Origin of the sequence: Campylobacter sp. CNRCH_2014_2452, assembly GCF_025772865.1 — a bacterium.
Lineage (GTDB): Bacteria > Campylobacterota > Campylobacteria > Campylobacterales > Campylobacteraceae > Campylobacter_D > Campylobacter_D lari_D.
Window position 1 is genome coordinate 1 of record NZ_JAKMSX010000006.1, and the last position, 19,652, is coordinate 19,652.

19 protein-coding genes are annotated in these 19,652 nt (G+C 31.1%); 12 read left to right on the forward strand and 7 right to left on the reverse strand.

Translation table 11 applies throughout. The annotated features are described in order from the left end of the window. Together L8X38_RS05060 and L8X38_RS05065 are read right to left on the reverse strand one after the other, a co-directional pair. Positions 1-585: cache domain-containing protein (locus tag L8X38_RS05060; RefSeq protein ID WP_263661465.1), on the reverse strand; the 585-nt coding region annotated here is incomplete at its 3' end. Between the two features lie 245 nt (positions 586-830). After that, complete coding sequence (locus tag L8X38_RS05065; RefSeq protein ID WP_133319569.1) at positions 831-1,427, reverse strand: peroxiredoxin; 597 nt, start codon at positions 1,425-1,427, stop codon at positions 831-833. 186 nt (positions 1,428-1,613) lie between these two features. Between L8X38_RS05065 and L8X38_RS05070 the strand changes: the two genes are divergently transcribed. From L8X38_RS05070 to L8X38_RS05095, 6 genes are all read left to right on the forward strand, one after another. Then, complete coding sequence (locus L8X38_RS05070; RefSeq protein WP_039619165.1) at positions 1,614-1,898, forward strand: ferredoxin, 4Fe-4S; 285 nt, start codon at positions 1,614-1,616, stop codon at positions 1,896-1,898. A 156-nt stretch (positions 1,899-2,054) separates the two neighbouring features. Continuing rightward, the gene (gene ndk, locus L8X38_RS05075; RefSeq protein WP_039642239.1) at positions 2,055-2,468 is read left to right on the forward strand and encodes a nucleoside-diphosphate kinase; all 414 of its coding nucleotides are present in this window, start codon (positions 2,055-2,057) and stop codon (positions 2,466-2,468) included. Continuing rightward, the gene (locus L8X38_RS05080; RefSeq protein ID WP_087699608.1) at positions 2,468-2,821 is read left to right on the forward strand and encodes a hypothetical protein; all 354 of its coding nucleotides are present in this window, start codon (positions 2,468-2,470) and stop codon (positions 2,819-2,821) included. The genes ndk and L8X38_RS05080 overlap by 1 nt, the downstream gene beginning before the upstream one ends. A 14-nt stretch (positions 2,822-2,835) precedes the next feature. After that, positions 2,836-2,982 (forward strand): 50S ribosomal protein L32, encoded by a 147-nt coding sequence (gene rpmF / locus L8X38_RS05085; protein WP_012662034.1) that lies wholly within the window; start codon positions 2,836-2,838, stop codon positions 2,980-2,982. A 5-nt stretch (positions 2,983-2,987) separates the two neighbouring features. Next, the gene (gene plsX, locus L8X38_RS05090) at positions 2,988-3,977 is read left to right on the forward strand and encodes a phosphate acyltransferase PlsX (protein WP_220566604.1); all 990 of its coding nucleotides are present in this window, start codon (positions 2,988-2,990) and stop codon (positions 3,975-3,977) included. Beyond that, a complete protein-coding gene (locus tag L8X38_RS05095; RefSeq protein ID WP_263661466.1) occupies positions 3,964-4,947 on the forward strand; it encodes a beta-ketoacyl-ACP synthase III in 984 nt (327 codons plus the stop codon). The genes plsX and L8X38_RS05095 overlap by 14 nt, the downstream gene beginning before the upstream one ends. Before the next feature lie 18 nt (positions 4,948-4,965). On the opposite strand, the gene motB is transcribed toward L8X38_RS05095, so the two are convergent. The 3 genes from motB to polA are packed head-to-tail and all read right to left on the reverse strand — an operon-like array spanning position 4,966 to position 9,135. Continuing rightward, positions 4,966-5,700, reverse strand: a complete 735-nt coding sequence (gene motB, locus L8X38_RS05100) for a flagellar motor protein MotB (RefSeq protein WP_220566602.1) — start codon at positions 5,698-5,700, stop codon at positions 4,966-4,968. Positions 5,701-5,709: 9 nt separating this feature from the next. Next, positions 5,710-6,483: a flagellar motor stator protein MotA gene (motA, locus tag L8X38_RS05105; protein ID WP_133319563.1), complete on the reverse strand. Its 774-nt coding sequence runs from the start codon at positions 6,481-6,483 to the stop codon at positions 5,710-5,712. 12 nt (positions 6,484-6,495) lie between these two features. Then, positions 6,496-9,135, reverse strand: coding sequence for a DNA polymerase I (gene polA, locus L8X38_RS05110; protein WP_263661467.1), 2,640 nt, complete (start codon positions 9,133-9,135; stop codon positions 6,496-6,498). A 127-nt stretch (positions 9,136-9,262) separates the two neighbouring features. On the opposite strand from polA, the gene L8X38_RS05115 reads away from it, so the two are divergent. Beyond that, positions 9,263-10,618, forward strand: a complete 1,356-nt coding sequence (locus tag L8X38_RS05115; protein ID WP_263661527.1) for an MFS transporter — start codon at positions 9,263-9,265, stop codon at positions 10,616-10,618. Next, positions 10,618-11,622 carry a nucleoside hydrolase gene (locus tag L8X38_RS05120; RefSeq protein ID WP_263660492.1) on the forward strand — a complete coding sequence of 335 codons (1,005 nt, stop codon included), beginning with the start codon at positions 10,618-10,620 and terminating at the stop codon, positions 11,620-11,622. The genes L8X38_RS05115 and L8X38_RS05120 overlap by 1 nt, the downstream gene beginning before the upstream one ends. On the opposite strand, the gene L8X38_RS05125 is transcribed toward L8X38_RS05120, so the two are convergent. After that, complete coding sequence (locus L8X38_RS05125) at positions 11,578-12,021, reverse strand: YqaA family protein (protein ID WP_263661468.1); 444 nt, start codon at positions 12,019-12,021, stop codon at positions 11,578-11,580. The two genes, L8X38_RS05120 and L8X38_RS05125, sit on opposite strands and share 45 nt — an antisense overlap. Positions 12,022-12,296: 275 nt before the next feature. Here L8X38_RS05125 and trpB point away from each other — a divergent pair, with 275 nt between their 5' ends. Next, the gene (gene trpB, locus L8X38_RS05130) at positions 12,297-13,472 is read left to right on the forward strand and encodes a tryptophan synthase subunit beta (RefSeq protein ID WP_263661469.1); all 1,176 of its coding nucleotides are present in this window, start codon (positions 12,297-12,299) and stop codon (positions 13,470-13,472) included. 18 nt (positions 13,473-13,490) lie between these two features. Here trpB and uvrA read toward each other — a convergent pair whose 3' ends face one another. Continuing rightward, complete coding sequence (gene uvrA, locus L8X38_RS05135) at positions 13,491-16,313, reverse strand: excinuclease ABC subunit UvrA (RefSeq protein ID WP_220566598.1); 2,823 nt, start codon at positions 16,311-16,313, stop codon at positions 13,491-13,493. Positions 16,314-16,471: 158 nt separating this feature from the next. On the opposite strand from uvrA, the gene L8X38_RS05140 reads away from it, so the two are divergent. The 3 genes from L8X38_RS05140 (at position 16,472) to kcuS (ending at position 19,627) form a co-directional block, all read left to right on the forward strand. After that, on the forward strand, positions 16,472-17,185 hold the full coding sequence (locus L8X38_RS05140) for a DUF4198 domain-containing protein (protein ID WP_263661470.1): 714 nt from the start codon (positions 16,472-16,474) through the stop codon (positions 17,183-17,185). A 148-nt stretch (positions 17,186-17,333) separates the two neighbouring features. Beyond that, positions 17,334-19,439 (forward strand): carbon starvation CstA family protein, encoded by a 2,106-nt coding sequence (locus L8X38_RS05145; protein WP_263661471.1) that lies wholly within the window; start codon positions 17,334-17,336, stop codon positions 19,437-19,439. Continuing rightward, the gene (gene kcuS, locus L8X38_RS05150; RefSeq protein WP_263661472.1) at positions 19,436-19,627 is read left to right on the forward strand and encodes a KCU-star family selenoprotein; all 192 of its coding nucleotides are present in this window, start codon (positions 19,436-19,438) and stop codon (positions 19,625-19,627) included. Before L8X38_RS05145 ends, kcuS begins: the two co-directional genes overlap by 4 nt. Positions 19,628-19,652: the final 25 nt, after the last annotated feature.

Consider the following 19,652-nt stretch of genomic DNA (forward strand, 5'->3'; position numbering starts at 1 on the left):
ATGCCCTATAGCTAAAACATCTTTAGAAAAAGTATGTAAATTATAGTCACCTCCAACTACCGCTAAGAGTTTTCCATTAGCATAAACAGGAATGGCATAAGTAATTCCTATTTCTCCTGTTGTTACAGATTTATATGGATCAGTTGTTATAAATTTTCTAGCTGCTTTAGCTTCTTTATACCAACCTCTATTTTTAGTATCATAACCCTTTGATAAATCAAGTACTTGACCATCTGATTGATAATTTTTGCCACTATCTTCAAAACCAACATAAACTAGCTCAAAACCAGAAGTTTTTGCGGCTAGTTTGAGATTTTGCATAATTTGTTCTGAAGGCATATTTAAATTACTAGAAAATTGTTCTGCTAAAGATTCTATAGCTAATCTTTTAGTTGTTCCATAAAAATCATACAGAGCATTTGTATCCATCATATTGTTTATTTGCATTTCTGTTAGTAAATCAAAAGTACTATTTTTTGAATTAAAATAACTGACTAAGTTAATCAGTATTACAATAGAAACTACACCTACACACATTATCCATATAAGCTTTGAAGATAAGCTCTTAGAAAATGAAAAAACCATAACAGCTCCTTAAAATTTTGTAGTAAATTTTTATACAACGATTATCATGCTATTAATACAATAAAATAACAACAAAATAATAAATATATAAAATAAAAAGTAAATTATTTATTACAATGATGTCCTAGTTATAATATTTTAAAAGCATTTATCAAAAATGTATATTAATCAGTATATTTTGAGAGTATTGTAACTTTATAACACAATTTATACTAAGCTGAAAGAAAAACTTTCAGCTTAAAAAATTATAATTTATTTTCGTTTTTACTTAGATAATCAGCAACACCTTTAGGGTCAGCCTTCATACCTTCATCGCCTTTATTCCAACCAGCTGGGCAAACTTCACCATGTTCATTAGTAAATAGCATAGTATCAACCATTCTAATCATTTCATCAATGTTTCTTCCAAGTGGTAAGTCATTTATAACTGCATGGCGGATTGTTCCATCAGCATCAAGCAAGAAAGAACCTCTTAAAGCAACTGCTTCTTCAAATAAAACATCAAAATTTCTAGCAATTTGTTTTGTTAAGTCAGCTACTAAAGGAAATTTAACTTGACCTATACCACCTTGATTTACAGGCATATTTTTCCAAGCAAAGTGAGAGAATTCGTTATCGCAAGATACACCAATTACTTCAATACCTCTATCTTTAAAATCTTGATATCTTTTATCAAAAGCAATAATTTCAGAAGGGCAAACAAAAGTAAAATCTTTTGGATAGAAAAATACTACTGCACCTTTTGGTCCTATATTTTTATAAAGATTAAAATCTCCAACTATTTCATTATTACCTAATACAGCAGGTGCTGTAAAATCAATAGCTTTTTTAGTTACTATCATCGTTTATCTCCTAATTAATAAATTTTATTTGTAACAAAATAATATCATTTGTAAATTTAAAAATTTATTAATTGTGTAAATTTGTATGTAAATTAATTTTATTATCAAAATTAAAAGATTTTAAGAATAAAATTAAGACAATTTTGATAATCTTATATTAAACTTTTAATATTTAAGGAGTAAAAAATGGCAGTTAAAATTACTGATATTTGTATAGCATGTGGTTCTTGTATAGATGAATGCCCAGTAAGTGCAATCGTAGATGATGCAAATAACCCTGAGGGCGAAGATAGATATTATGTTTACGCTGATAAATGTGTTGAATGTGTAGGACATAATGATCAGCCAGCATGTGCAAGTGCATGTCCAACCGATGGCTGTATTGTATGGAGCGATGTAGTTAGTGGTCAACCAAGTCGTGATAATATCGGAAGCGATTTAAGAGATGGCTCAACTCCGGTATTTGCTTAATTAATACCCAATACAAGCATCTTTCTAGTATTTAAGATGCTTGTAGCTTCTTCATTTTATAACTCAAAATTACAATTTTTATATAATTTTAAAGCATTTTTTGATATAATTAGCTCTTTTATAAATATAAAACTTATCTAAATTAAGGGGACGATTTTGGAAAAAACACTTTCTATTATTAAACCTGATGCAGTAAAAAAAGGCGTTATTGGTCAAATTTTAACACGCTTTGAAAGCAATGGTCTAAGAATAGCGGCTACAAAAAAAATACAGCTTTCAGAAAAAGAAGCACAAGAATTTTATGCTGTACACAAAGATAGACCATTTTTTAAAGACTTAGTTGAATTTATGATCAGTGGTCCGGTTGTGGTTTCTGTTTTAGAAGGCGAAAATGCTGTGTTAAAAAACAGAGAATTAATGGGTGCTACAAATCCAAAAGAAGCGGCTCCTGGTACTATCAGAGCAGATTTTGCAGATAGTATTGATGCAAACGCGGTTCATGGAAGCGATAGCTTGGAAAATGCAAAAATTGAAATAGAATTTTTCTTTTCAAAAACTGAAATTTTATAATGAAAATTGCCTTTGCAAAACTTAGCTCTGTAGCTTATCCTTTTAAACTAGATCTTGATAATATAGTTTTTGAAGGAACTATTACAAAAGTTAATCCAAAATTAGCTAAAATAACAGCTAATTTTAAAGGATTTACTTATAGAAATTGCGATCGATGTGGTGATGAAATGGAACTTGAAATCGATCAAAATATAGAGCTTTTTGCAAGCGATGGAATTTTTAAAGATGAAAATAATACTTTAAGTGATACTATGGAGTTTTTTGACTCTCATATTGACTTAATAGAGCTTGCTACAAGTGAATTACAATCTTACTTAAGTGATTATTTTTATTGTAATAAATGTTTAAATTAATAAAGGAGTAAAAAATGGCAGTACCTAAGAGAAGAGTGAGCAAAACTCGCGCAGCAAAACGCAGAACTCATTACAAAGTTACCCTACCTATGCCTATTAAGGATAAAGATGGTAGCTACAAAATGCCTCATCGTGTAAATCCTGTAACTAAGGAATATTAAGAACAATGACGAGCATTGCTATTGATGCAATGGGTGGTGATTTTGGGGAAAAGCCTATTATAGAAGGTGTAATTCAAGCTCTAAAAGAGCGAAAATTTAAAGCCATCTTAGTAGGAGATCCTCAAAAGCTTAAAACCTTAATCCCTCAAGAATTAAACTCATATATAGAATATGAAGAGGCTTTTGATGTATTTGCTATGGAAGAAAATTCTACAGATGCATTAAAACGAAAAGATAGTACAATCTACAAAGCCATAGATTTAGTAAGAAATCAAAAAGCAAAAGCTGTTGTGTCAGCTGGACATAGTGGAGCTACTATGAGTTTGGCTACTTTAAGACTTGGAAGATTAGCCAATATCGCTAGACCTGCAATAGCCACTTTAATGCCAAATATCCATTCAAGAACATTAGTGCTAGATGTTGGTGCAAATGTTGATTGCAAAAGTGAACATTTGTTTCAATTTGCCATTATGGGTGAAGCCTATGCTAAAGAAATTTTAAAAATTGCTAAGCCTAGAGTTGCTTTGCTTTCAAATGGTGAAGAAGAATGCAAAGGAAATGAGCTTACTAAAGAAACCCATCAACTTTTAAAGCAACTTCCAAATTTTGTCGGAAATGCTGAAGGAAGAGATATATTTAATGGCACGATAGATGTATTAGTATGCGATGGTTTTAATGGAAATATCTTACTTAAAACCGGCGAAGGCGTAGCAAGTGTTATTACAAAACTTTTAAAACAAGAAATTCAAAAATCTTTTTTATCAAAACTTGGCTATCTTTTAGCAAAACCTGCTTTTAATGAATTAAAAACCCACATTGATTATGAAGAATATGGAGGGGCTCCACTTCTAGGTGTGAAAGAATGTGTCATTATAAGTCATGGTAAAAGCGGTCCAAAAGCTATTAAAAATGCTATTTTTCAAGCATTAAATTTTACACAATCAAATATAAATCAAACTATAGAAAAAGAACTTGCCAATTATGAAATCAACTAAAGCTTCATTAAAAAGTATAGCTTCTTACATTCCCGAAAAAATACTTAGCAATAAAGAATTAGAATCTATGGTGCAAACTAGTGATGAGTGGATATTAAGAAGAACAGGAATAGAACAAAGACGCATAGCAAATGATGATGAAAACACAAGTGATCTTGGTACTAAAGCAGCTATCAAAGCTATACAAAGAGCGAATTTAAAACCTCAAGACATAGATGCTATTATTGTTGCTACTTTAAGTCCTGATTGCTTTACTATGCCATCAACTGCATGTAAAATTGCTCATAATCTTGGATTAAAAAACATCACTGCTTTTGACATTTCTGCAGCATGTTCAGGGTTTATTTATCTTTTAGAACTTGCTAAATCTATGGTTGAAAGCAAAACAAAGAAAAATGTTTTAATTATTGGAGCTGAAAAAATTAGCTCTATTATAGACTATACAGATAGAAGTATTTGTGTTTTATTTGGCGATGGAGCTGGTGCTGGAATTGTATCTTTAGATGATAATTATCCGATTATAGATACTCATACAGCAAGTGATGGGGAGTTTGGAGATTTATTAATAACTCAAAGATCTCAAAAAAGTAGCATTTGCTCTCCTCTTTCTATGCAAATGAAAGGAAATGAAGTATTTAAAATTGCAGTAAATACTCTAAGTAATGATGTTGTTGATATTCTTGCAAAAAATAATATAAAAAGTGAAGAAATTGATCTTTTTATACCTCATCAGGCTAATTTAAGAATTATTAAAGCCGTGCAAGAAAAATTAAATTTTGCAGATGAACAATGCGTGGTTACAGTGCAAAAATACGGCAATACTTCAGCAGCCTCAATACCTATGGCAATGAATGATGCTTATGAACAAGGTCGTTTAAAACAAGGCTCACTAATATTGCTTGATGCTTTTGGTGGTGGATTTACTTGGGGTTCAGCATTGCTTCGTTTTGGCGGAGAAAATAACAAATAAGTTTATAAAGCTTATTTGTTATTTAAAAGTTTCTATTTGATCTAATACTGACTTTCTAACTTGATTGTCTGAAGAATCTACACGAATATAAAACTCTACCCTATTATTTATTTCATCTTCTTTATTTGCACTTAAAGGATAATTATCACCAAAACTTACAACTATAAGTTGAGTTGGATCGATTCCTTTAGCTATTAAATAATCAGCTACAACTTGAGATCTTTTACTAGCTAAATCAAAATTTCTCTTAGGATCCCGATCGCTTGCATCAGTATAACCTCTAAGTTCTATTTGAGCTTGTTTTGGCATTTTCTTAAGCACTTCACTAATACGCTTTAAAAAATCTTGTACATCAGCAGAATCAATCTGAATACTACCCCTAGCAAATTCAACTCTAGCTGGTAAATTTAAAACTATATTATTTTCTCTTTGATCTAATGCTGCTTTTAATTTTTCTATATTTTCTTGTTGAGTAATACTTAATTTCTTAAGTTTTTCAAGCTCTTCTACATTTGCATTTGAAGGTGCGCTATATTTATTATGCACTTCACTTTCTTTTTCTAAAGGACTAGAAGCAGTGAATTCAAAAATTTTAACAAATTCAGTTTTCAAGGCTTCAGTTTTTGCAGGATTACTTTCAGAAATCGCCCAAAGAGCAATAAAAAGTGCCAAAAGCAAACTTAAAAAGTCTGCATAAGGCACTGCCCATTTTTCACCTGCTGGACATTCTGGACATTTATGTTTTTTTCCCATTTTTAACTCTTATTTATCAAATTGAGAAATTCTAGGCTCATCATGACTTAAATAGTTAAATAACTTTGCCTCCAAATCTCTTGGATTAGCTCCTTCTGCAATGCTTACAATAGCGTGAGAAATAACTATTCTTTCCTTAATTAAATCATGTGAATTAGCTTTCATTTTATTACCCCAAGGCCCAAATAAAGCATAAGCACCAAAAATTCCCGTAACAGTTGCTGTAAAAGCTCCTGAAATACCCGCTGCCATAGCCTGTGGATCATCAAGTAGTTTAAGTGCCAAAATCAATCCAAAAACAGCGCCAACAAGCCCCATAGTAGGACAAGTTTCACCAAAGCGTATCCAATATTCTGCACATTCTTTATAATATTCTTCCATTTCTTCTACTTGAATTTCCATACTTTCTTTAATTTCTTCTACGCTCTTACCATCTACCATCATCATCATAGCTTCTTTTAAGAACTCATTGTCAATTTCATTAGTTTTTGACTCTAAAGCCAAAAGTCCATCTCTTCTTGCTATAACAGAGTATTCTACAAGCTCAGCTATTCTTTGACTTAAATTTACCCCCGAACCTTTAAAAACTACCTTTAATTCCTTATATGCACCTTTAACAATTTTTTTATGTGTAGAAGTCATTGCGCAAAAAGCTGCTGTAGGCACCACGATAATAAAAGACGCTAAGTGTAAAACATGCAAAGGGTTACCACCCTCTAAAATATCCCCTACAGAAATACTAACAACAGCTAATACCATCCCAAGTATGGTTGAAAGATCCATTAAACATTCTCCTTATTTTAATATACCCCAATTTTTGGCAATACTTGATGAAGTTTTTAATTTAACTTTTAATTTTACAATATTTTCCATAATATCACTAGCTTTTTTTGCAAAATCCTCACAAAGTTCATCTTTTACTTCAAAAATAAGCTCATCATGAATTTGTAAAATTAAGCGTTTATTTTCATCCAAATTTCTACTTATTTCTATCATTGCCAATTTTATTATATCGGCAGCTGAACCTTGAAGTATAGAGTTAATACTCTCTCTTTCATGCATTGCAATTTGCATAGGCTTTGCATTTTCAAAATCAAAATAACGCTTACGACCTAGCAAAGTACTTATAAAGCCATTTTGCTTAGCTTCATTTTTTACCTTTTCAAAATAAGTTTTAATACTAGTAAAATTCTCAAAATATTTTTCAATATATTCTTTAGCCAACTTTGCTTCTATTTTTAAATTTTGACTCAAAGTCTTATAACCCATACCATAAATAAGACCAAAATTTATACTTTTAGCAATACTTCTTGTCTCATAATCACTATGGCCAAAAATCATAATAGCAGTTTTTGCATGAATATCCTCATCGTTTGAAAACGCTTCTAATAATTTCTCATCTTCACTAAAATGTGCTAGCATTCTAAGCTCAATTTGTGAATAATCAAGTGAGATAAAACTAAATCCTTCTTTTGCAATAAAGCAAGATTTATAATCTTTAGCATATTGACCATGTGCAGGGATATTTTGCAAATTTGGATCTTTTGATGAAAGGCGTCCAGTAGCTGTTCCTGTTTGCAAAAAACTTGAATAAATTCTTGAATTTTCATCTTTTTTAGCTAATTTTAACAAAGGTTCACAATAAGTAGAAACTAATTTTGCAAGCTCTCTATAAGCTAAAATTTCTTTTACAATCAAATGTTCATCTAAAATAGTATTTAAAACCTTTTCATCAGTAGAATAACCTGTCTTACCTTTTTTACCACTTGGTAGTTTTAATTTTTCAAATAAAATATCCCCTACTTGTTTAGGAGAGTTAATATTAAATTTTTCACCCGCTAAATCATATATTTTTTCACTTAGTATTTTAATATCTTGATTAAAACTTTGCATTAAGTTTTCAAGCTTTTGAGTGTCGAGTTTAATGCCATTATTTTCCATCATAATAAGCACTTTGATAAATTCAAACTCACTTTTTTGTGCAAGTTCAAATAAAGGCTTTTCTAAATTTTTTAAAAAATACAAATAAAATCTTAAAGTAATATAAGCATCTTCAGCAGCATATTTACAAGCTTTTTCTACATCCACTCCTGTAAAGTTTTCTCCTTTTTTTACCAAGTCTTCAAAATGTAAAGTCTCATAAGCAAACAATCTTTTTGCCAAATCATCCATATTTACACGCAAACTTGGCTCTTTAAGCCATGCAAGTATCATAGTATCAGCATAGTTTTTTGGAGGAAGTAAATTAAAATTATTTTTTATAATTTCAAAGTCATATTTAAGATTATGGCCTATAACCGTGCTTTGATATATTTTTTCTATACCCTTTTTAGCTACTTGCATAGAAATTTGCTTACAAACTCCTAAATAATCATGTGCAAGTGGCACATAAAAGGCTTCACTTTCATGAAAACAAAAACTAAACCCTACTATCTTAGCTTCTTTAGTATCTAAGCCCGTAGTTTCGGTGTCAAAAGCAACAATACTTTGATCATCAATTTTTTCTAAAATTTCAAATAATTCTTTCTCATCTAAAATTAATCTTGCATTAAATCCTAAATTTTTATCTTTATTAGTAGGATTAGTGCGTAGTTTTTTTAACAAAGCATTTAATTCATAATGCTCTAAAATATCCATAATCTTAAGCAAAGGCTCATCTTTTGGATACTCACAATTTAAAAGCATATCTTTTACATCTAAATCCTCATACAAAGAAGCAAGTTTTTTGCTTAAAAAGGCATTTTCTTTGCCTTCAAGCAACAAATTACGACTTCTCTCATTACGCACTAGTGTTAAGTTTTCATAAATTCCCTCAATACTTTCAAACTCATCAAGTAAATTCTTAGCACCCTTAGCACCAATTCCTTTTACCCCTGGGATATTATCTGAACTATCTCCGCATAGAGCTAAAAAATCTCTTATTTGGCTAGGTTTTACCCCATATTTTTCCAAACACCCTGCTTCATTATAATCATTTTTTGAAATAGGACTATAAATACTAACTTTATCATCTTTTATAAGTTGATATAAATCTTTATCTTGAGTGATAATTCTTATAAAAATATCCTTACTTTCACACTCTTTAACTAAAGATGCGATGATATCATCAGCCTCATATCCTTCGCAAGAAAAACTTGAAAAACCCATTTTTTCTATCATTTGAATGCAAATTGGAATTTGAGCTAATAAATCAGGTGGAGGTGGAGTGCGGTTGATTTTATAATTTGGATCAATTTCACTTCTAAAAGTTTTTCCTTTACTATCAAGAGCAAAAATAATCATATCACTAGGATGTTCATTTTTCAAACTATAAATAAAATTAGCAAAACCACTAATCATATTACTAGGCTCACCTTTTGAATTTTTCAAACCCTTTAAAGCATAAAAAAGTCTAAAGAAAAAGCCAAAAGTATCAATTATTGTTAAAGTTTTCATTTTTTTCCTATATTAAAAAATAATAATAATTATCGCCCAAAATTATTTAAAAGTCGGTAAAAAGTATTAAATTTCCATTTTAAGCATTTTAGTTACAATTATATTTTAAATTTAAAACAAAGGTTTAATCTTGCAAACAAAATCAATCGCGGATGAAAATTTTCAAACTCCACAAGGAAAAAAGGTATTTAAAAAGGCTGTGTTTTCATGCTGGCTAGGAACTGCCATGGAATATGCAGATTTTGCACTTTATGGCTTAGCTGTAGCTACTGTTTTTTCAGAAGTTTTCTTTCCTGAACAAACTCCTGTTATAGCATTATTGCTTAGTTTTGTTACTTATGGTATAGGTTTTATTGCTAGACCTATTGGAGCTTTATTTTTTGGATATTTAGGAGATAAATACGGAAGAAAAAATGTATTAATGAGCACCATTGCATTAATGGGTATTTCAACTACTTTAATTGGTTTTATACCAAGTTATGCAGTAATTGGAATTTGGGCTCCTATATGTTTGGTTATCTTGCGTTTTATGCAAGGCTTTGGAGCAGGTGCTGAGCTTTCAGGTGGGACTGTCATGCTTGGAGAATATGCTCCTAGCAAACATAGAGGTTTAATCTCTTCTGTTATAGCACTTGGATCAAACAGCGGAACCTTACTTGCAGCTTTCGTGTGGCTTTTAGTTACAAGTATGGATGATGCTAGTTTTAAAGAATGGGGATGGAGAATTCCTTTTATAGGAAGTATTTTTATAGCACTTTTTGCTGTTTATATGCGTTTAAATGTAAAAGAAACTCCTGTTTTTGAAAAACAAAAAGAATTAATGCTAAAAATTCGTCATGAAAATGAAGCACATATGAAAAAAGATGAAAGAACTTTTTGGCAGAAAAGTCGTGCATTTTGGACTATGGTGGGCATAAGAATAGGGGAAAATGGACCATCTTATCTTGCACAAGGCTTTATAGTAGGTTATGTAACTAAAATTTTACTTCTTGATAAATCAGTAGCCACAACTGCTGTCGTTATCGCTTCTTTGGTGGGATTTTTGGTTATACCTTTAGCAGGATATTTAAGCGATAAATTTGGAAGGCGTATTACTTATAGAACCTTTTGCTTGCTTTTAATGCTTTATGCTTTCCCTGCTTTTATGCTACTTGATAGTAAAAATGAAATTATTGTAATTTTAACTATCATCGTAGGTATGTCTTTGGCATCTTTAGGAATTTTTGGCGTACAAGCTGCGTGGGGTGTGGAGCTTTTTGGAGCAAAAAATCGCTATACCAAAATGGCACTAGCAAAAGAATTTGGCTCTATACTTTCAGGAGGAACCGCTCCTATGATAGCTTCAGCTTTGCTTGCTTATTATGACACTTGGTGGCCAATAGCCTTGTATTTTGTTATCACTGCAGGAATTGGTTTTATCACAACTTTCTTTGCACCAGAAACTAGAGGCAGGGATTTAAATTTAATAGAAGATGCGATATGATACGCCTTATTTTAGATACTGATATAGGCAATGGAATAGCAGGGGCTAATACTGATGATGGTTTAGCCCTTGGACTTATTTTAGCCTCCAAAGAAATCAAACTTGAAATGATTAGCACTTTAAGTGGTAATGTGCAAGCTTTAACCGCTTATAGTGTTGCTAAAGATTTATTAAATAAGCTTAATCTAGATATACCTTTGTATTTAGGTGCTCATGAAGCTTTATGTGAAGATAGTCATTTTTGGAGACAAAGACTAGATAAAGGCGTAGAAGAGTTTAAGCTTACTCATCTTTGGGATCATATAAAACCTATAAAAATCCTAGAAAACATAAACCCAAATGCTTGTATGAAAATGGGTGAGCTTATTATGCAAAACCCAGGTGAAATTTCAATTTGCGCTATAGGGCCTTTAACAAATATAGCCATAGCGATGAAACTTTTTAAAGATTTTGATAAAAATGTAAAAGAAATTTTTATCATGGGTGGAAGTTTTGATATGCCTTATCATATCAAAGATACAAATTTTGGCTTTGATCCTGAAGCTGCTAGTATAGTTTTAAACTCAAGAGCTAAAATCACACTTGTTCCTTATAATGCAACAATGCAAACTATGCTCACGCATGAAGATTTAAATACTTTAGAAAATCAAAATCCACTTTGTGATTTTTTAGTGCAGACTTTAAGAGTTTGGATTGATTATGCAAGCAAAACAAGAGGCACAAATGGCACATGGATACACGATGCATTAACTATTGCTTATATGCTTGATCCAAATTTAGCAAATTTTGATGAGTATTTAGTAGATGTCATTTGTGATAGTACTTTTGCTAGAGGAAGCACGATAAGGTGTTTTAAAGATGCAAAAATGCCTATGAAAAATCATGAATTAAAAAACACCATAAAAGTTTTAAAAGATGTTGATAATGCTAGACTTTTAAATCTTTTAAAATCAAGGCTTTTAAATGGAATTTGCTATGAAAATTACAAAAGCATAACGACTTAATTTACCCAAGGCTATAAAAATACTTGCTTTTAAAAAAGAATACTTAGCAAATCCAAGCCCTAGTGCAAAAAGATCTCCCACTATGGGTAAAAAAGTAAAAAAAGCATACAAAGAGCCAAATTTTTTAAAGTTTGCATTGATTTTTTCTAATTTACATAAAGAGTTTTTAAAATATTTTTCCAAAATTTGACTCTCTCCAAAATAAGCTAACGCATAGGTACTTAAACTACCCAAAGTATTCCCCAAGCTTGCTATAAATAAAACCATATAAGCATTAAAATCTAATTTCACAAAAACAAGCACAAAAGCCTCGCTAGCCATAGGCAAAAGAGTGCTAGAGAGAAAACATACTACAAAAAGCCCTATATAGCTTATATCATTATATAAAAAATCAAACATTATAAATTTTCTTAGTATTTATTTTCTAAACTATCATTTTAAAGAATTTTTAATAATAATTATCTTAGAATGTAAAGCAATTTGGCAATTTTTTAAAAGGAAAAATTATGGAAAGGAAAAAATTTTCTAAACTAAATTTAGAATACTCATTTAACAGAGCTTCTTTTTCTTGGCGTTAAGCCTGCTACTACATTTTCAATCATTTTTTATTTTACATTTTTAGTTTTAGTTGATCATTTTTGATTTTAAATTATTAATCATTTTAAGGAAATACTATGAAAAAATATTATGGAAAATTTGGTGGGCAATTTGTGCCAAATGAAGTAAAAATAGCATTAGATGAAGTAGAAAAAGCTTTTTTAAAACTCAAAAAAGATAAAGATTTTAACACAGAATTAAAAGAACTCTTAGCTAATTATGTGGGAAGACCCACACCTTTATACCATGCTAAAAATTTAAGCAAGCTTTATAATCATGAAATTTATTTAAAAAGAGAAGACTTAACTCACACAGGAGCTCATAAGATCAACAATGCCATAGCTCAAGCCTTAATGGCAAAGAAAATGAATAAGAAAAAAATTATTGCAGAAACCGGAGCAGGACAACACGGACTTGCAACAGCTACTGCAGCAGCACTTTTGGGACTTGAATGTGAGATATTTATGGGAGCTATTGATGTAAAAAGACAAGCCTTAAATGTCTATAAAATGGAGCTTTTAGGAGCAAAAGTTCATGCGGTAGAAAGTGGAAGTAAAACTTTAAGTGATGCGGTAGATGAGGCTTTAAAGTTTTGGGTTAAAAATACCAAAGAAGTATTTTATGTAGTAGGAAGTGCAGTGGGGCCTTATCCTTATCCACAAATTGTTACGCATTTTCAAAGTATTATAGGTAAAGAATGCAAAATGCAACTTAGAAAATTAAATAAAAAAGTAGATTACATCATAGCAGCAGCTGGAGGTGGTAGCAATGCTGCTGGAATTTTTCATGCATTTTTAAAAGATGAAAAAGTTAAGCTTATAGGTGTTGAAGCAGCAGGTTTAGGCAAAGATACACCTTATCATGCAGCCACACTTACTAAAGGCGAAGAAGGTATTATCCATGGTATGAAAACTAAAGTTTTACAAGATGATAAAGGCAACATTGCTCATACTTTTAGTATTTCTGCTGGGCTTGATTACCCTGGCATAGGGCCTTTGCACGCATATTTGCAAGAAAGTAAAAGAGCAAGTTATCATGCTATTAGTGATGATGAGTGTATTAATGCTTTAAAATTATTATGTAAAGAAGAAGGTATTATACCCGCTATTGAAAGCTCACATGCATTAGCTTATTTAGAAAAACTTTGTCCGACTTTAAAGAAAAAAAGTGTGATAGTTGTAAATCTTTCAGGAAGAGGCGATAAAGATATGCAAAGTATTTATGAGTATAAAAAAGGTGAAATTTATGGTTGAAGGATAACTTCAACCAATTTATTTTTTTATGCTTTTTAGCTCTAAATTTAGATAATACCCTGTATAAGAACCACTTTTTTTATGATTTTTAGCAAGCTCTTCAACGCTACCTTTAGCTATAACCTTACCACCTTTAACTCCACCTTCAGGTCCCATATCGATGATATAATCAGCATTTTTAATCACATCTAAATTATGCTCTATCACAAACACACTATTTCCAAGATCAACTAAATGTTGCAAAACTACAATAAGTTTATTAACATCTTCAAAATGAAGTCCTGTTGTAGGTTCATCTAAAATATAAAGAGTTTTTCCTGTATCGCTTCTGCTTAATTCTTTAGCTAGCTTAATACGCTGAGCCTCCCCGCCACTTAAAGTAGTTGCATTTTGTCCTAAGGTAAGATAATCAAGCCCAACTTTTACCAAAGTATCAAGCTTTTGTTTTATCTTTGGTACAGAAGTAAAAAACTCGCTTGCTTCAATAATACTCATATTTAAAACATCAGCTATGCTTTTACCTTTATATTTAATCTCTAAAGTTGCATCATTATATCTTTTACCATTACAAACATCACAAGTTACCATCACATCAGGCAAAAAGTGCATTTCTATTTTAATTTCACCATCTCCACTACACTTTTCACATCTTCCACCTTTAACATTAAAAGAAAAACGCCCTGCTTTATAACCTCGCATTTTAGCTTCTTTGGTAGCTGCAAAAAGATTACGAATTTCATCCATAGCACCTGTATAAGTAGCGGGATTTGAACGAGGAGTCCTTCCTATAGGACTTTGATCAAGATAAATTACCTTATCAAGTTTTTCCAAACCTTCTATCTTAGCCCCACTTAGTTTTTTAACTTTTTTAGCACGGTTAAGCTCTTCTTTTGCAAATGGAAGCAAAGTTTGCAAGATTAGCGAGCTTTTACCACTTCCTGAAACACCTGTAATTGCTACTAAATTATGCAATGGAAAATCTACACTTAAATTTTGAATATTATTAATACTCACATCTTTTAAACTAATAAAATCTTTTTGTTCTCTGTGTTTTTGATGGGCAATTTGCTTTTTACCACTCATATAAAGGGCAGTTTGGCTTTTACTTTTTAATAATTCTTTATAAGTTCCACTAAATACAACTTCACCACCAAATTTACCAGCATTTGGACCAATATCTACGATAAAATCTGCTTCTTCTATTGTCATTTTATCATGCTCAACCACGATTAAAGTATTACCCTTTTGCTGAAGATTTCTTAAAGTTTTAATGAGTTTTGCTGTATCTCGCTCATGCAAACCAATGCTAGGCTCATCTAAAACATACATCACCCCACTTAAACCACTACCAATTTGAGATGCTATACGAATTCTTTGAGCTTCACCTCCACTAATTGTTCTTGCATCACGCCCTAAGGATAAATACCCAAGTCCTACATCATAAAGAAAAAACAATCTTTCATTAATTTCTTTAAAAATAGGCTTAGCTATCAATCTTTCTTGCTCACTCAAATATGCAAAATTAGCTTCTTTTGAAAAAAATGCAGTGGTATTTTCTATGCTCATATCTAAAATTTCACCCAAATTTTTCTCAGCTACTTTTACAGCTAAACTTTCAGCTCTTAAACGATGACCATTGCAATCTTTACAAGTTTTTTCGCTCATATACTCGCTTAAATCTTTTTCATCTTTTAGCATTTCATAAGCATATTTAACTGCACCTTCAAATTTGCGATTTAAGCGATGTCTTTTCCATAAAAAGTTAATTTCCTTGGCATTACCATAAAGTACTAGACGCTTTTCTTCTTCGCTTAGCTCATTATATGGAATTTTTACCCTTATATCATTTTGCTCGCAAAAGGCCATTAAAAACTTATAGTAATAACTTTTATTAAACCCATATAATAGCTTTACAGCTCCTGCTTCTAAGCTTAATTCTTCATTGATAAGCTTTTTCATATCTAGCGTATATCTTATACCAAGACCATCACAACTTGGACAAGCACCTTTTGGAGAATTAAAAGAAAAACTCAAAGGCTCAAGCAAAGGAAAAGAAATTTTACAATCAAAACAAGCATTATGCTCACTATAATGAAAATGTTTTGCTATGTTTAATTCTTCATTATTTAAAACTTCAATTTCCACTTCACCAAAGCTCTCACTAAGACCTTTTTCTATATCGCTTGCAAGTCTTGCCAACATATCATCTTGCACTTGGAGTCTATCTATCACAAGCTTTATTGTATGTTTTTTAGTTTTAGCAAGCTCAATATCCTCATCAAGACGCGTTAAAACCCCATCAATTTGCGCTCTAACATAACCTTTTGCGACTAAATTTTCCAAAAGATCTGCAAAAGCTCCCTTCTTTTCTTTGATCAAAGGAGCATAAATGATGATTTTTGCCCCTTTTGGAAGCTTTAAGATTTCACCTACGATATCTGCTGCACTCATAGATGAGATTTTTTGGCCACATTGATGACAATGTTGTGAGCCAATCCTTGCGTATAAAAGTCTTAGATAATCATAAATTTCAGTAATAGTTCCAACGGTTGATCGAGGATTTTTAGAAGTTGTTTTTTGATCAATAGCAATAGCAGGAGTTAAACCTTCTATTTTATCAACATTTGGCTTACCCACTTTATCTAAAAACTGCCTTGCATAAGCACTTAAACTCTCAATATAGCGGCGTTGTCCTTCTGCATAAAGTGTACCAAAAGCCAAGGTGGATTTACCACTTCCACTAAGTCCTGTAAAAACTATAAGCTTATTTTTAGGAATTTCTAGGTTGATATTTTTAAGATTATTCTCTTTAGCACCAATTATATTAATAGTATCATTCATAACTTTTCCTAAATATTTAAAAATAAATTTATGATTTTAACATAAGAAAAATTAAAATATTTTTCTTTTTTATAAAGGAAAAATTAAAATACATCCTTAAGTTTTATATAAATAAAAATATATATAATGATTATCAAAATTATTTTAAAGGAGAAAAAATGAAATTTTCAAAAATGGTGTTTTTGAGTTTTTTTATAGCAAGTTCTGCTTTAGCTCATCAATTCTTTCCTATGCAAACTAGCAATGGATATGAAGTAGGTTTTTGGGCTGATGATCACTGGGGACAATATCAACCTGATAGGGTTTTTGGTATAAGTGCAAAAGATTCTCAAGGAAAAAATTTAAAAGCTGGCTATGACTACGAAAATAACAAAATATTTATTGAAGGAAAACCTGCTGTTGCAAGTGTTAATTATGATTTTGGATATTACACATTTACAAAAGATGGAAAACATTATGCACAAAAAAGATCTGATATTACAGATATTACTGGTGCAAATGAAGTCACTCAAACAAGAAAAATTTTCAAAATGGGAAAAAGTATTTTTTCTTGGGATGAAGGTTCAAAAAAACCATTAGGATTAAAATTTGAAATAGTTCCTTTACAAAATCCTTTAACACTACATGAAGGAGATAAATTAAAACTCCAAGTTTTACTAGATGGAAGACCCGTAAAAGGAGTTGAATTTGAAGATCAAAATGATGATATCGACAACATAGCAACAAATGAAAAAGGTATAGCAACAATCACACTCACAAAACCAAAAGATGGTTTACAAATAATAGCTGCAAACATCAAACTACCATACAATCTAGACAGATATGGCGATACTTTACAATTGACAGCGACACTAAGTTTTAAATCTAAATAATTTCAAATTCTTAGTCAATAAAATTAATTTTTAATTGACTAAGAAATATGTTACATTTTGTAATATATTAATTTTTTATTTATCCTATATAGCAATAAAATATAATTCTACGATACACTAAATAAATTCACTAAAGCAAAGGAATTAAATGAATATTACTAACAAAATATTATGGTTTTTTGTTACCATTGTCGGTGCTGTTTGTTTTGGCATATTAGCACTCCAAAATGGCGAAAGTATTTCAGCGATTTATCTTGTTATTGCTGCTTTATGTATTTATATCATAGGGTATAGATTTTATGGTAGATATATTGCCTATAAGGTGCTAGAGCTAGATAAAAACAGAGCAACTCCTGCTGTAGTTAAAAATGACGGATGTGATTTTGTCCCTACAAACAAAATTGTACTTTTTGGACATCATTTTGCCGCTATCGCAGGAGCTGGTCCTTTGGTAGGTCCTATACTTGCTGCACAAATGGGTTATTTACCCTCTATGCTTTGGATATTAATAGGCGGTGTTTTAGCAGGTGCGGTACATGATTTTGTAGTTTTATTTATATCTACGCGTCGTAATGGAAAATCTTTAGGAGAGATGATAAAAGATGAATTAGGACAATTTATCGGCGCAATAGCAATGATTGCTATATTTGGAATTATGCTTATAATTATTGCGATTTTAGCTATGGTTGTTGTAAAAGCTTTAGCAGAATCTCCATGGGGATTATTTACCATCGCAATGACCATTCCTATTGCTGTTTTTATGGGAATTTATATGAGATTTTTAAGACCTGGTAGGGTTGGTGAAGCTTCTATTATAGGTTTTATACTGCTCGTATTAGCCATACATTATGGAAGTGAAATAGCTGCTGATCCTTATTGGGCGAAAATATTTACCTTTGATGCACCAACTTTAGCGCTTATTATGATGGCTTATGGTTTTATAGCTGCAATTTTACCTGTTTGGTTTTTACTTGCTCCAAGAGATTATTTATCAACTTTTTTAAAAATCGGTGTTATTGTGGTTATGGCTTTAGCTATTGTATTTGTAGCACCTGATCTTCAAATGCCAAAAATTAATTCTCAATATTTAGATGGAAGTGGGCCTGTATTTGCTGGAGCAATTTTTCCATTTTTATTTATTACCATTGCATGCGGAGCTATTAGTGGTTTTCATGCATTAATTTCAAGTGGCACAACTCCTAAAATGCTTGAAAATGAAACTCATGCATTAGCTGTTGGATATGGCTCTATGCTTATGGAAAGTGCTGTAGCTATCATGGCTTTAATTTGTGCTTGTATTTTACACCCTGGTCTTTACTTTGCCATCAATGCGCCTGCTGCTACTATAGGTGTAGATGTTGCAAATGCAGCTGCTGCTATTTCTAGCTGGGGTTTTAAAATAACTCCTGAAGAAATCACTACTTTAACTACAAATATAGGCGAACAAAGCATATTATCAAGAACTGGTGGGGCACCAACATTTGCTGTAGGTGTTGCTTTAATTTTACATGAATTATTTGGTGGAGTGAATTTAATGGGCTTTTGGTATCACTTTGCTATTTTATTTGAAGCCTTATTTATTTTAACTGCAGTTGATGCTGGGACAAGAGCTTGTAGATTTATGGCTCAAGATATATTGGGTAATGTTTATAAACCTTTAGGAAATATCAATAATACCTTAGCAGGAATTTTTGCAACAGCTTTAAGTGTTGGTGGATGGGGGTATTTTCTCTATCAAGGAGCGATAGATCCAAAAGGCGGAATTTACTCATTATGGCCACTTTTTGGAGTGAGTAATCAAATGCTTGCTGGTATGGCATTGCTTTTAGCAAGTGCGATTTTATTTAAAATGGGGAAAGCAAGATATACTTGGATTACTCTCATACCTGCTTGTTTTGTTTTAATCGCAACACTTTATGGAGGTATTCAAAAAATTCTTCCTTACAAAGAAGGAGATCCAATCCATAATGCTATAAGTCATGTTGCTGCTGTACAAATAAATACACAAAAAATACAAGAATTTAATTTAAAACTTTCTCAAACACAAGATGAAGCAATAATCGAGCAAATCAAAAAAGATATAAAATTAGCATCTCAAGCTAAAAATTCCAATTTAATAAATGCAATTTTATGTGTGTTTTTCATGATTACCACTTTGCTTGTTATACTTTCTTGTTTTGGAATTTTTATCAAAAAATTAAACATTCCTTTAAAAGAAAGCCCTTATATAGCATTAAAAAAGGAAAAAACATGATAAAAAAACTTAAATTATGGTATGAAAGATCCGAAAGGTTTTTTCATCCCTTAGTTGGAGTTGCAAGCTATGATAAATATCTTGAACATATGAGAGAAAAACATCCTAAAGCACCTTGTAAAAGTAGAAAAGAATTTTTCAAAGATTTTCTTGAAAAAAAATACAATAGTGGCTTAGGAAAATGCTGATAAATATTAAAGAGTAAAGTTTTTA

Bases quoted from the DNA above. Each gene is read 5' to 3' on its own strand.
- motB (WP_220566602.1), bottom strand. From the start codon at position 5,700: ATGGGAAAAAAACATAAATGTCCAGAATGTCCAGCAGGTGAAAAATGG.
- motA (WP_133319563.1), bottom strand. From the start codon at position 6,483: ATGGATCTTTCAACCATACTTGGGATGGTATTAGCTGTTGTTAGTATT.
- L8X38_RS05125 (WP_263661468.1), bottom strand. From the start codon at position 12,021: ATGTTTGATTTTTTATATAATGATATAAGCTATATAGGGCTTTTTGTA.
- L8X38_RS05140 (WP_263661470.1), top strand. From the start codon at position 16,472: ATGAAATTTTCAAAAATGGTGTTTTTGAGTTTTTTTATAGCAAGTTCT.
- plsX (WP_220566604.1), top strand. From the start codon at position 2,988: ATGACGAGCATTGCTATTGATGCAATGGGTGGTGATTTTGGGGAAAAG.
- uvrA (WP_220566598.1), bottom strand. From the start codon at position 16,313: ATGAATGATACTATTAATATAATTGGTGCTAAAGAGAATAATCTTAAA.
- L8X38_RS05145 (WP_263661471.1), top strand. From the start codon at position 17,334: ATGAATATTACTAACAAAATATTATGGTTTTTTGTTACCATTGTCGGT.
- rpmF (WP_012662034.1), top strand. From the start codon at position 2,836: ATGGCAGTACCTAAGAGAAGAGTGAGCAAAACTCGCGCAGCAAAACGC.
- trpB (WP_263661469.1), top strand. From the start codon at position 12,297: ATGAAAAAATATTATGGAAAATTTGGTGGGCAATTTGTGCCAAATGAA.
- L8X38_RS05080 (WP_087699608.1), top strand. From the start codon at position 2,468: ATGAAAATTGCCTTTGCAAAACTTAGCTCTGTAGCTTATCCTTTTAAA.
- kcuS (WP_263661472.1), top strand. From the start codon at position 19,436: ATGATAAAAAAACTTAAATTATGGTATGAAAGATCCGAAAGGTTTTTT.
- L8X38_RS05070 (WP_039619165.1), top strand. From the start codon at position 1,614: ATGGCAGTTAAAATTACTGATATTTGTATAGCATGTGGTTCTTGTATA.
- L8X38_RS05065 (WP_133319569.1), bottom strand. From the start codon at position 1,427: ATGATAGTAACTAAAAAAGCTATTGATTTTACAGCACCTGCTGTATTA.
- polA (WP_263661467.1), bottom strand. From the start codon at position 9,135: ATGAAAACTTTAACAATAATTGATACTTTTGGCTTTTTCTTTAGACTT.
- L8X38_RS05095 (WP_263661466.1), top strand. From the start codon at position 3,964: ATGAAATCAACTAAAGCTTCATTAAAAAGTATAGCTTCTTACATTCCC.